Here is a 12,181-nt window from a genome sequence, read left to right as displayed (position 1 = left end):
GCCATCTGCCATCTGCCATCTGCCATCTGCCATCTGCCATCTGCCATCTGCCATCTGCCATCCAACCTTCATCATTCAACATTAACACTCGGTTACAACCCATTGTCCTGGCGTTTATTTTCGGCCCTTAAGGTTGTGTTAAGGTAATTGATAATAATAACTATTCTTTTTACCACGGAGTTTTAGGATGAAAACGCGCCTGCTACTGGCAATGGGATTACTGGCTTCCACGGCGGCTTCGGCTACCACTTACCCGTTAACCGTCACCGATATGGACGGCAACACGCAAACCATCACTAAAGAACCGCAACACATTATCCTGCAGGATGGCCGCGATATTTTGACGCTGGCGCTGCTGGATCGTGATGACCCGTTTAAGCGTGTGGTGGCGTGGAATAACCTGCCGAAGAAACAAGACACCCAAACCTGGGATCTGCTGAAAGGCAAATGGCCTGAAGCGACCAAAATTGTCGATATGGGCTTCAGCGACCAGGGCCAGGTCAATCTGGAAAGCGTGCTGGCGCAAAAGCCCGACATGATGATTGCCCAACTGCGCGCGAAACCGGCGCTGCAACAGTCAGGTGTATTGAGTACGCTGAATAATCTGCATATTCCCGTGGTGTTTGTAGATTATGAACTGCACCCCGCGCAAAACACGGCACCCAGCGTCACGCTGTTGGGCAAAGTGTTGAACCGTGAGAGCCAGGCTAAGGCCTATACCGACTTCTATCAGCAGAGGTTTGATCGCATCACCAAAGGCGTGGCTGAGGTGAAGAACAAACCGACTGTGTTTATTGAGCCGATTGCCGGTAACAGCGATAACTGCTGCTTCACTCACAGTCACAATGGCTGGGGCGGATTAGTCGAAGCCGTAGGCGGTAAGAATATTGGTTCCGAGCTATTGCCGGGCAACGTGGGCTTTATCGCGCTGGAAAAAATTATTGCGATGAAACCGGACGTTTACATCATGACCGGTTCAAAGCGCCCTAACACCAACGTGCTGCCATTCGGCTACGGCGTGCAGCCGAAAGAGGTGAAAGCCACCTTCCTGACACTGTTGGAACGTACCGGGCTGGCACAGTGCGAGCCTGTGAAATCTGGCCGTGTTTATGGCGTTTACCATCATTTCTATAGCCACCCTTCCCGCCTCGTGGGGATGGAAATTTTGGCAAAAGACCTTTATCCGCAACAGTTTGCCGATTTGACGCCTAACGCCGACTTCCGCACCATCGTGCAAAAATTCACTAAGTTACCGGATGAAGCGATCAATCTAAGCTATCCCGATAACAAGTAATGCTTTATAGCGGGCCGAAACGGCCCGCTTTTTATTTGCCTTAAACAACAATCTTTCTTCGACGCAATGACAACCGTAATTGTTATGTTATAACATATCAATTATAACGTTTGGTGTGGCATGTCACCGCACCTGCACTTGTCATGTTGAAGGAGTTGCAATGTCATCATTATCCCCGAATTTTAAAAAGTTGCCGGTTACTGTCCTCTCCGGCTTTCTCGGCGCGGGCAAAACCACGCTGCTTAACCATATTCTCAACAATCGTGAAGGTCGCCGCGTGGCAGTGATCGTCAACGATATGTCGGAAGTGAATATCGATGCCGCTCTGGTGCGTGAGGGCGGGGCGGAGTTGTCGCGCACCGATGAGAAGTTAGTCGAGATGAGTAACGGCTGCATCTGCTGCACGCTGCGTGAAGATCTGCTGCTGGAGGTCGATCGCCTCGCAAAAGATGGCCGTTTCGATAACCTGGTGATCGAGTCTACCGGTATTTCCGAACCGCTGCCGGTGGCGGAAACCTTTACCTTTGCCGATGAAGATGGTCAGAGCCTGTCAGAAGTCGCTGCGCTGGACACCATGGTGACCGTCGTGGACGGCTTCAATTTCCTGCGCGATTACGAATCCAACGAGAGCATCAAATCCCGCGGTGAATCGCTGGGTGAAGAAGATGAACGCACGGTAGTGGATCTGCTGGTGGATCAGATTGAGTTCTGCGACGTGCTGATTCTGAACAAAACCGATTTGATTGATGAAGCGGAAAAAGCCCGCTTGCTGGCGATATTGCATTCTCTTAACCCGCGCGCACGCGTGGTGACCTCTGAGTTTGGCAAGGTTGCACTGAAGGAAGTGCTGAATACCGGTTTATTTGATTTTGATGCGGCCTCACAAGCCCCCGGCTGGTTGCAAGAACTGCGCGGTTCACATACGCCAGAAACCGAAGAGTATGGCATCCGCAACTTTGTGTTCCGCGCGCGTCGTCCTTTCCATCCCACCCGCTTCGCCAGCGTCATTGAAGGCGATCTCAAAGGCGTGGTGCGGTCTAAGGGCTTCTTCTGGCTCGCCAGTCGTCCTCACTATGCCGGTTCCTGGTCACAGGCCGGTGGCGTGACGCGTCAGGGCTTAGCAGGCATGTGGTGGGCCAGTGCGCCGAAAGAGCGCTGGCCGGAAGATCCCGAGACGCTGGAATACATCATGCAGAACTGGGTCGAAGGCACTGGCGATGCGCGTCAGGAAATCGTGTTTATTGGTATTGAGATGGATGAAGCCCGTCTGCGCAACCAGCTGGAACATGCGCTGCTGACTGACGAAGAGATGGCGCAGGGCCCGGAAAACTGGGCCGAATATCCGGACCCGTTTGAACCCTGGTTTCACTGAGGAAAATAAACGCGAGGAACCAGGCAGATCGTTGACGGTGCAATGAACTGAGCGCCCGGCCACATATTTCTGCCTGAGCGAAGCGCAGTTCCCCAGCGGGTACTTAGGCAGAACCTGGTTTAACGGAACGGCATGACGCCATGGATGGCAAACCCAGCCGCAACGTGCGGCAGCAAGAGGTCACGATGCAAAAAATCCCCCTCACCATTCTCAACGGTTTTCTTGGTGCAGGCAAAACAACGCTATTAAAAAGTCTGTTGGTTCAGGCGCATAAACAGCAACTTGCAGTCTGCGTCATCGTCAATGATATGAGCGAACTGGACGTCGATGGCGTGCTGATTGCCAACACTGAAATCGTCAACGCCAGTAAACACAATTTCATTACGCTCTCGGCCGACAGTATTAGCAGCCGAACGGGTATCGAAAAACTCGATGCCGCACTTGAGTCGATGCTCAACGCACATCGTCCGGATCTGATCCTGCTGGAAACCTCGGGCAGCAGCCATCCGTTGCCGCTGGTGCGTTATTTCCGCGACCATGCTGAAGTGCAACTCAATGGATTCTTATCGCTGGTCGACAGCGTGATGCTGAATGATGATTACCAGCAGGGCGAAGCGCTGATTCCTCGTTTGCAGGCCAATCTGACTCGTCACGAGCGGCGCATCGAGAATCTGCTGGCAGAACAAATCATGTTTTGCAGCCATCTGCTGCTCACTAAAAATGATCGGCTGCCGTCTTCCAGCATTACCCGCATTGCCCAGGCCATTCATCCACTCAATCCCTATGTGGCAGTGATGGCGGTATCGCGGGGAAATCTCTCTCTGAGTGAACTCATGGCGATGCCGTCCTACGATTTCGGGCGGGTCGCGCAGTTAATTGAAGAATTAGCGGATGAGGTGGATGCCATTGATCCCGGTGCGTGGCAAATGACTTCCGAAGTGATTCACGACGATCGTCCATTCCATCCGCAGCGATTGTGGGATACCTGCCACCACTTTATGGGCGCGGGCATCTATCGCAGTAAAGGCTTTTTCTGGTTGCCGACGCGCGATGATCTAGCGCTGTTGTGGAATCAGGCCACGGGCAGCATCAGTCTGGAATTTATCAGTTACTGGAAAGCGGGAATTCTGAATCATCGTGATAGTCCGCTCACTGCAGAGGAGCGCGCGGCGGTCGAACAGGCAGTGGCAAAAATGCCGGGGCGATTTGGCGATCGGCGCTGCAGTTTAACGGTGATTGGTGAACCGGATGAAGTGAAAGCCTTTACCGTCGCCCTGAAACGCTGCTTTCTTAATGAAGAGGAGCTTGCATGGTGGCAAAGTGGCGGCGAATTTGCCGATCCCTGGCCGCAGCGCGTCGCGCGTGTATCCGCCTGAGTTAGCCCGCCAGCGCACGCATTTGCGTACAGAACGGACACTGGCAGCCGGATACGGGCTTTAACAGCGCCGCATGCACTTCCGCCGTCGCCAGAGGCTGCGTCAAATCGACGTTGGCCACTGCGGTATCCGGCTTTTGCGCCAGTTTTAACGTATCAATCTTTGCCTGAAAGGCACCTGCTTTTGCCGATGCTATGGCGATAAGCAACAGAGGAACAGTGGTCTTCATCGCAGCAACCTCAATGAATGATTTGAAATGTGACGATATAACATTAACACGAAGCTGTTAAGGAATTTCAACATGACCAAACCTACATCAGCCGAGCAGCAAAACCTTCTCAGTATGCCGCCAGAAGAGTATATGAATCCTCACCAGAGTGAGTATTTTTTGCGCTTATTACGTTTTGAGCGTCAGGAACTGCTCGAACATATCGACTACCTGAAAACGCAGCTGCAACGCAGTGAACAGCAAGGAGATGAAGCGGACAAAGCGATCCGCGAAGAGGAGTTACGCTTATTGTTTCGTCAGATTGATCGCGAAAGCCGCCTGCTACCAAAAATTGATGCGGCAGTGCAGCGCATCCATCAAGGCGAATATGGTTACTGTCGTGATACGGGCGATCCCATTGGCCTGGCTCGCCTGTTGCTACGCCCCACCGCAGAACTCTCCATTGATGCCAAGATCAAGCAGGAACGGGTCGAAGCGCAGTATCGGAAATAAAAATCACCCAGAGCACAGGCTCTGGGTGCTGATTACTGTGAACGTTCCAGCCACATTGATACTTCAACGCCGTCGTTAAACGGCAGCGACAGATAGCCACGCCCGCTGTGCATATGTTCGAGATATTCGGGGCTGAAATCGGCATCATCGGCGACGATCAGCGCACCAGGGCGCAAATGTGGTTCAACCAGCGCCAGTATCTCAGGGTAAATTGCCTTGGCGCCATCGAGCACCAGCATATCGATGGCAGCAGGCAGGTCGCGGCTCAACGTATGCAGCGCGTCACCCACGCGCACTTCAATCAAATCACTTACGCCCGCATCAGCAAAATGATTGCGCGCCAGCGCCACCTTTCCCGGCTCAAATTCACTGGTGATGATCTTTCCGCCGCCGTTATCGCGTAACGCTGCCGCGAGATGCAGCGTTGAAATCCCAAAGGAGGTGCCAAACTCCACTATCGACTGCGCCTTGCTGCTGCGTGCCAGCATGTACAGCAACTTGCCGGTTTCACGCGACACCGCTAGTGGCACATTTTTCAGATGACCATAGAGTTCGAGATAATCTGTTTTGCTCTGCAACAGGCGATTTTGCTCTTCATCGGACATCACGCGGAAGGCTTCATTGGTCGGATGCGCCATATTGTCGGCCAGTTCGAACAGGTAGTTAAGCAGCGGCGCCAATGGCGCGGAAGTTAAGGTCGTCATGATGATTCTCAGTAGATTAATCTGTGCGAACAGAATACGATGAATCATTCGCATTTCACTATTCGTGTTCAGGAGCATCAGATGGCTGAACGCCGTAACGCTAAGATTTCAGAGAGAAAAAGGCCGAAGCAAGCCCGCTCCAGCGAGCTGGTTTCCGCGATATTGCAAGCGGCTACTCAGGTTTTAGAGCAGGAAGGCGCCACGCGGTTTACCACCGCACGTGTGGCGGAACGGGCGGGTGTGAGTATTGGATCGTTGTATCAATACTTTCCCAATAAAGCGGCTATCCTCTTTCGATTACAGAGCGAGGAGTGGCAACGCACCGGCGAACTGTTGGGATCAATCCTCCGCAATCGAGATGTGCCTGCGGGTGAACGTCTGCACCAACTCACGCTCGCTTTCTTGCACTCAGAGTGTGAAGAAGCGGCAATGCGGACCGCACTTAACGATGCAGCGCCGTTTTACCGTAATGCACCGGAAGTGGCAGCCGCGCGCGCGGCGGGTGAAAACGTGATGAGTGACTTCCTGTATGAGTTATTGCCCCAGTTGGAAGAGAATCAACGTCTGCGCGCTGCGGACCTGATCAACAGCACACTGGGTAACGTGGGCAAACATTTTTCCGAAACACCGCGCACTGAGGCGGAGATTCTCGACTACGCAAAGGACATGGCAGAGATGTTCTGTGTCTGGATCAGGGAAAAAGGGGCGGATTTGCAGTAAAAGATGGCACTGGAAATCTCTGAAAGCGGTTAACAATCTCATTATTACCATTCTCATTAATCCACACCGCGAGTAAGCTCTATGAAAACCTTTTCACAGCTGGATGGAATGCTGGTCAAACGATACGGGAGAGCAAGATGGCAGTAAAAATGATTGCGGTGGATATGGATGGGACTTTTCTCGATGACAACAAACAGTACAACGCTCAACGATTCGCGCGCCAGTACGCCTTGTTGAAAGAGAAAGGCGTTCGTTTTGTGGTCGCCAGTGGCAATCAGTATTACCAGTTACAACGCTACTTCCCGGATATCAAAGATGAAATCGCCTTTGTCGCCGAGAACGGTGCCTGGGTGTCAGACAGCAATGAAGAGATCTTCTGCGGCGAACTGGCACCAGAACGCGTCCATCAAATTCTCGATATTCTGGCTAAAGAGCCGGATATCAGCACCGTGGTGTGCGGTCGCAATGGCGCTTATGTGCACACCTCAATGCCGGAGGAAGTGATTGCGATGCTGGCGAATCACTATCATCGGCTGGAAAAGCGCGACAATCTGTACGATATCGATGACACCATCTTTAAGTTTTCGTTGAATCTGGCCCACGAAGGGGTGGATGCCCTGATGGATCGTCTGCACAAAGAACTGGGCGCGATTGAAAACATTATGCATCCGGTCTCCAGCGGCTTTGGTTTTGTCGATCTGATCATTCCTGGCTGCCACAAAGCACACGGCATCGCGCTGCTGCAGGAAAAATGGGGCATCGACGATTGCGAAGTGCTGGCCATTGGCGACAGCGCCAACGACCTCGAAATGCTGCGTCAGGCGTGCTACAGCTTTTCGATGGCCAATGCCGCCGCGCCCGTGGCCGCTGTTGCGCGTTATAAAACCGACAGCAATAACGACGAAGGTGCGCTTAACGTGATAGCACGCTTGCTGGCACGCGAAGAGCCGTTTGGCTAATCCCTCGCGGCAGAGTTTATCGAGCCAGAGCTAAACTTTTAGCTGGGCGATCGATTCTGCCGCTACCTTTATCACCTCAGGCCTCACGTCTCGCTAACCTTTTTTCCATCCTCTTAATCAGCGGTGGCAAGAGTAATGCGCTGCCGGCAACCAGCACCCAGAATATGATGGGTAGTGGGGCTGCTATCTCAAAAGTCATGGCCGAAACAAAAAAGGTGAGGGTGGTACTCAATGACATCAGCGCCGTTTGCAGGGACAGGAAACCAGCCCGACTGGCCTCATTTGGAAATCTCGTCGTCACACACGACACCACCACCAATCGTCCGTAAGCCCCGCTCAGAAACAGCCCCATGAATAATGCGCTGGCATGCAAACCTGTCATGGGAAGCAGCATGCTGACCAGTAATATCAGCGTTGAGACAACGGCTAAGGTGTAGCTGGACCAGTGAGCCAATAGTTTTCCGGTAAGCTTTGTCGCCATCAACCCAGCGATGCCACCGATGAAGAACAGCATGGGCAGCGAGGCGCTCACAGCCTGCATGTGTTGGGTCAATAAAGGCACTAAAGCAGGAATGATGAGCATAGGAGTGAATTGCGCGATGGCGTTCCCGCTGGCGAAAAACAACCATTCTGGCGTCATTGTTATCGATGATTTAGGGGCGATTTTGCGCGGGGCATCAGGAATAAACCCGGCAATAAGAAGCAAAGCTATCAGGCACAGCAAACCAATGAGTCTCGTTGCGCTATACCAGCCGAAATGTGTGCTCAAAAACAGCATGGTCGGCATCCCTGCAATGCTGACCACAGAGAAAGCGGCAATGACGGTGGCAATCATCCGTGCTCGTAATGCCGCTGGCGCGAGGCTGATTAATAAACTCATCCCCACACCCATGGTTGTTCCTCCCACTAAGCCCGCCATAAATCGTAGAACCAGCAGCAGGGTATAATCGCTCGTGAAGGTGATCAGCACCGTCAGAGCGCCTAAAAGCGCCATATTCCACAGTAAAAACCGTTTGGCGTTAACGCGGTCAATCCATTTCCAAATACATAACCCGGATAGCACTGAACCCAGGGTGTAAGTCCCCGTGACATAACCTGCATAAGTGACAGGCACTGAAAATTGAGACGCCATGTAGGCAAACAGCGGATTAAACATCATGTATTCGAGGGCATTCGTGAATTGAACAAAAGCGATAATCACAGCGATGCGGATCACAGCGAATGAACCTGATTGCGGAGTGAGGACAGGCATAGTTTGCTCCATTAAGTTACAGGAGGCCTAGTCTATTGCCCGTGCATCATTATGATTAGAGCGATAAAGTGAGAGGATTAATTATCAAAAATGGGATAATCGATGCGCAGTAGAATCGATTTAAATGTTTTGCGGGTATTCGTCACCGTTGCAGAGAAGGGCAGTTTTATCGGCGGCGCGCGTGCCTTGAAAATGCCTGCATCGAATGTGAGTCGCCAGATTTCGCAGCTGGAAGAACGATTAGGGATGCGACTCATACAGCGAAGTACGCGTCAAATGAAGCTTACTGAAGCAGGGCAGATGTTTTTTGACAGCATGCGACCACTGCTGGACTCGGTGAATGAGACGGAAGCCAGATTAAGCCACGCGCAAACTGAGCCTGAAGGGCTGCTTCGCGTGTGTTTGCCGAATGGCGTAGGACCAGTGATCTTCGGCAATCTTTTGGCTGACTTTGCACTGCGATATCCCAGAATTGAACTCCATTGTACTACCAGTCTGCAGGGAGCAGAGGCACTGTGGGATGACTGCGATGTTGTCATTGATATCAGTCGCGGCACGCGCGCCAGCAGTGATGTCATAGCTCGACCGCTGGCTTCATTACCCTGCCACATTGTTGCGGCGCCGACTTTACTGCAAGAATACGCCAGACCAACGCATACAGAACAATTGCTGGCTCTGCCCTGCATCACCACCGTAAGTGCACTTCAGGGGCAAGCGTGGCAATTTATAACCACTGGCAAAGGATTTCGACACATCAATGTGCTGAGTCCTTTCCGTGTCGACAGTGGTGAGATGGCGATGCAAGCTGCACTGAAAGGCATCGGGTTTGCCATCCTTTCAGCGCAGGCTTGTGAGCCTTATATTCGAAGTGGGCAGTTAGAAGTGATTGAGCTTGAACTCGCTCCCGCACCCCTTGAGATTGCGCTGCTCTACCAGGAACGGAGTTTTCTTCCCGCAAGAAGCCGCGCGTTTATTGATTTCCTGCAAGAGGCGGTGCGGAATCAACGCGAAAAATAGCCCGCCTCACGCATATCCTGCAGCAGTCCCGGTCCGGTGGGCTGCCAGTTAAATGTTTGACGTGTCCATTCACTGGAAGCCGGATTATCAATGGAAGCAAAGAACGCCATCCAGCCCAGCCACTCTTTCGCTTCTTCCATGCTCAGGCTTTTCAGCGGCAGAGACAAACCTGCACCAATGGTTTCGGCGATCTGACGAAATGGGATGCCTCCTTCCTGAATCGCATGCAAAATCGTGCCGGCTTCGGCGTGCTCGGCGGCGAGGCAGAATAACTCCGCCGCATCATCACGATGCACCGCAGGCCAGCGATTCGCACCATCCCCGATATACACCGCCGCACCTTTCTCTTTCGCCATATTAATGATCATCGGCACAAAGCCGTGGTCGCCTGCGCCGTGTACCGTGGGCGGAAGACGCACTAGCGAGACGCGCACCCCTTTATCCGCCAGCGCGAGTGCGGCGATGTTGGAGTCGGAACGAGGATGGCCGCCGGAAACCGGTTGAGTCTGCTCAACCGCGAGACGTCCTGGCGAGACCAATGCAGTACCGGTGGTCACCACTAGCGGACGGTTTGACCCGGCAAGTACTTCACCCATCGCCAGAATTGCCTGCTGATCGATAGCCGCTGCGTGATCCATGCGGCTGAAATCATGGATATAGCCGGCATGGATCACACCGTCACTCTGTTCAACGGCGCTACGCAGGCTGGCAATATCTTCTAAATCGCCGCGCATCACCTGGACTCCCTGCTGGTGCAGTTTCTCTGCTGACGCGTCACTGCGTGCCAGTCCAAGCACGTCCACGCCGCGTGCCTGCAGTTTTTTCACAATGGCCGAACCGATAAAGCCGCTTGCGCCGGTCACAAAAAGTCGCATATTCGTACTCCTATTTCTGGCTGTTGAAGCACTATGATAAAAGTCTGCGGCGCGGCGAAAAGTCGTGAGCTTATACAGGTATAGGCACTAACAGGATAACGCCATGACCCAACAAGACGACAATCTGCTCGGCAACTACCTGCGTGAACGACGTCAGCGACTGGATGCTGGCAAACTCGGCTATCCGTTGCTGCGGCGTCGTACGCCCGGATTGCGTCGGGAAGAAGTGGCGGTGCGCGCCTGCGTCAGCACCACCTGGTACACCTGGCTGGAGCAGGGCAGAGGTGGTGCGCCCTCCGAAGAGGTATTGGAACGGTTATCCAAAGCGTTGGAGCTAAGTGCCGCCGAGCGCGACCACCTGTTTCTGCTGGCGCAGAATCGTTTGCCGGGCGTCACCTGGCAGGCGGGCGTGGATGTTTCACCCTCGTTGCAACGCGTCCTGGATAGCATGACGCACACGCCCGCGCTGGTGAAAACCGCTGAATGGCAGGTGGTGGCGTGGAACCATGCGGCGACCAAAGTATTTGTGGATTACGCCCAACTGCCGCCGGAACAGCGCAATATTCTATTAATGATGTTCAGCAATGAAGAGATGAAAAAACGCCTGCCGGATTGGCATCAGGTCATGCGTAACATGGTGGCGAATTTCCGTGCCGACGTAGCACGTACCGGTGCCAGCGAGCATGTGCGCACGCTGGTGGAAGAACTCAGCGCGATGAGCGAAACCTTCCGTCAACTGTGGCAATCGCAGGAAGTGAGCCAGCATGGCGAAGGGATAAAGCAACTGTGGCTACCGGACGAAGGCGTGCTGGAACTCGAATACAGCACCTTCGCCGTTGAGGGTAAGCCCGGCCTGAGCCTGGTGGTGTTTAATCCTCGCTTGCCGAGAGATCGTGAGACGGTGGCGCGTCTGATGGCACGTCCGTAGCCGCGCGCAGGTTGGCGTCCATTGCATCCAGCGCCGCCTGATTCTCCAGTCCCCACTGGTACATCTGTTCGATTGGGGCTGCAAAGGTCTGTCCCAGCGGCGTCAAACGGTAATCCACTTTCGGTGGAATCACGTCATACACATGGCGGGCAATCAATCCGCGCTGCTCCAGCTCTTTTAATGTTTGAAACAGCATCTTCTTCGAAATTCCCTGCAGGCTGCGCTGCAACTCGCCGGTGCGCGCACGCTGTCCCGGCCAGTGATAAAGCGCGTGCAGCACCATGCTGCTCCACTTCAGCGAGAACAAATCCATCAAGCGACGCGGCGGGGAATCCGCATAAAAAAACAGCTTGCCGTCAACCCAGGCTGGCATCAGTGTCACTCCTCTATGATCACCAAAAGGTAACTACTATCATTTCTGCACCACGTTGACTATAGTCTGCCGCCTTCAACTCAATAACGCCAGCACCTTGCGGAGGCACCATGAAAATCAACGCATTAGTCGCACACGACGCGGCAAAACCTTTAGTATCCAGCCAGATCGCGCTGCGTCCACTGCAACCGCAGGACGTTAAAATCGATATTCTGTACTGCGGCGTGTGCCACTCCGATCTGCATATGGCACGTAACGAATGGGCGGTGAGTCGTTATCCGCTGGTGCCGGGCCACGAAATCATCGGTCGCGTGCGGGAAACCGGCGCAGCGGTCACAAACTTCAAGGTCGGTGATGTGGTGGGTGTCGGCGTGATGGTCGATTCCTGTCGTGAATGCCATTTCTGCCAGCAGCAGGAAGAGCAGTACTGCGAAGCCGGATTTACCGCGACCTATAACGGTATCGACAAACACACAGGCGACAGCACCTGGGGCGGCTATGCACAGAATGTGGTGGTCGATCAGCATTTTGTGGTGTCAGTGCCGCAGAACCTGCCGCTGGCAGGCGTTGCTCCGTTGCTGTGTGCGGGC

14 protein-coding genes are annotated in these 12,181 nt (G+C 53.5%); 9 read left to right on the top strand and 5 right to left on the bottom strand.

The features are described from left to right. Nucleotides 1-187 precede the first annotated feature (187 nt). The 3 genes from RT340_RS16150 (at nucleotide 188) to RT340_RS16140 (ending at nucleotide 4,042) form a co-directional block, all read left to right on the top strand. Nucleotides 188-1,294 carry an ABC transporter substrate-binding protein gene (locus RT340_RS16150; protein ID WP_313377107.1) on the top strand — a complete coding sequence of 369 codons (1,107 nt, stop codon included), beginning with the start codon at nucleotides 188-190 and terminating at the stop codon, nucleotides 1,292-1,294. A gap of 160 nt (nucleotides 1,295-1,454) precedes the next feature. Then, nucleotides 1,455-2,666 carry a zinc metallochaperone GTPase ZigA gene (gene zigA / locus RT340_RS16145; protein WP_313377105.1) on the top strand — a complete coding sequence of 404 codons (1,212 nt, stop codon included), beginning with the start codon at nucleotides 1,455-1,457 and terminating at the stop codon, nucleotides 2,664-2,666. A 185-nt stretch (nucleotides 2,667-2,851) separates the two neighbouring features. Next, nucleotides 2,852-4,042 (top strand): CobW family GTP-binding protein, encoded by a 1,191-nt coding sequence (locus tag RT340_RS16140; RefSeq protein WP_097117931.1) that lies wholly within the window; start codon nucleotides 2,852-2,854, stop codon nucleotides 4,040-4,042. A 1-nt stretch (nucleotide 4,043) separates the two neighbouring features. Here the strand turns inward: RT340_RS16140 and RT340_RS16135 are convergent, their stop codons facing one another. Then, a complete protein-coding gene (locus RT340_RS16135) occupies nucleotides 4,044-4,271 on the bottom strand; it encodes a hypothetical protein (protein WP_034822387.1) in 228 nt (75 codons plus the stop codon). Between the two features lie 72 nt (nucleotides 4,272-4,343). On the opposite strand from RT340_RS16135, the gene dksA reads away from it, so the two are divergent. Next, nucleotides 4,344-4,763: an RNA polymerase-binding protein DksA gene (gene dksA / locus RT340_RS16130; RefSeq protein ID WP_160833145.1), complete on the top strand. Its 420-nt coding sequence runs from the start codon at nucleotides 4,344-4,346 to the stop codon at nucleotides 4,761-4,763. Between the two features lie 32 nt (nucleotides 4,764-4,795). Here the strand turns inward: dksA and RT340_RS16125 are convergent, their stop codons facing one another. Beyond that, nucleotides 4,796-5,467 carry an O-methyltransferase gene (locus RT340_RS16125; RefSeq protein WP_313377101.1) on the bottom strand — a complete coding sequence of 224 codons (672 nt, stop codon included), beginning with the start codon at nucleotides 5,465-5,467 and terminating at the stop codon, nucleotides 4,796-4,798. 81 nt (nucleotides 5,468-5,548) lie between these two features. Between RT340_RS16125 and RT340_RS16120 the strand changes: the two genes are divergently transcribed. Then, nucleotides 5,549-6,187, top strand: a complete 639-nt coding sequence (locus RT340_RS16120; protein WP_313377099.1) for a TetR family transcriptional regulator — start codon at nucleotides 5,549-5,551, stop codon at nucleotides 6,185-6,187. A gap of 137 nt (nucleotides 6,188-6,324) precedes the next feature. Further along, complete coding sequence (locus RT340_RS16115) at nucleotides 6,325-7,146, top strand: Cof-type HAD-IIB family hydrolase (RefSeq protein WP_045815508.1); 822 nt, start codon at nucleotides 6,325-6,327, stop codon at nucleotides 7,144-7,146. A gap of 76 nt (nucleotides 7,147-7,222) precedes the next feature. Here RT340_RS16115 and RT340_RS16110 read toward each other — a convergent pair whose 3' ends face one another. Next, the gene (locus tag RT340_RS16110; protein WP_313377096.1) at nucleotides 7,223-8,398 is read right to left on the bottom strand and encodes an MFS transporter; all 1,176 of its coding nucleotides are present in this window, start codon (nucleotides 8,396-8,398) and stop codon (nucleotides 7,223-7,225) included. A 102-nt stretch (nucleotides 8,399-8,500) separates the two neighbouring features. On the opposite strand from RT340_RS16110, the gene RT340_RS16105 reads away from it, so the two are divergent. Next, on the top strand, nucleotides 8,501-9,415 hold the full coding sequence (locus tag RT340_RS16105) for a LysR family transcriptional regulator (protein ID WP_211728761.1): 915 nt from the start codon (nucleotides 8,501-8,503) through the stop codon (nucleotides 9,413-9,415). Here RT340_RS16105 and RT340_RS16100 read toward each other — a convergent pair. Continuing rightward, entirely contained in the window at nucleotides 9,400-10,290 is an 891-nt protein-coding gene (locus tag RT340_RS16100; RefSeq protein WP_313377093.1) for an SDR family oxidoreductase, read from the bottom strand. The genes RT340_RS16105 and RT340_RS16100 overlap by 16 nt on opposite strands. 103 nt (nucleotides 10,291-10,393) lie before the next feature. Here RT340_RS16100 and RT340_RS16095 point away from each other — a divergent pair, with 103 nt between their 5' ends. Beyond that, nucleotides 10,394-11,218, top strand: coding sequence for a helix-turn-helix transcriptional regulator (locus RT340_RS16095; RefSeq protein ID WP_160833151.1), 825 nt, complete (start codon nucleotides 10,394-10,396; stop codon nucleotides 11,216-11,218). On the opposite strand, the gene RT340_RS16090 is transcribed toward RT340_RS16095, so the two are convergent. Beyond that, nucleotides 11,160-11,591: a winged helix-turn-helix transcriptional regulator gene (locus RT340_RS16090; protein ID WP_097117663.1), complete on the bottom strand. Its 432-nt coding sequence runs from the start codon at nucleotides 11,589-11,591 to the stop codon at nucleotides 11,160-11,162. The two genes, RT340_RS16095 and RT340_RS16090, sit on opposite strands and share 59 nt — an antisense overlap. Nucleotides 11,592-11,701: 110 nt before the next feature. Here RT340_RS16090 and RT340_RS16085 point away from each other — a divergent pair. Beyond that, nucleotides 11,702-12,181 (top strand): alcohol dehydrogenase catalytic domain-containing protein (locus RT340_RS16085; RefSeq protein WP_313377090.1); only part of this gene is annotated, 480 nt, incomplete at its 3' end.

Origin of the sequence: Pantoea sp. CTOTU50773, assembly GCF_032082325.1 — a bacterium.
GTDB lineage: Bacteria > Pseudomonadota > Gammaproteobacteria > Enterobacterales > Enterobacteriaceae > Pantoea > Pantoea communis.
This window is presented reverse-complemented; position numbering and strand designations above follow the sequence as displayed.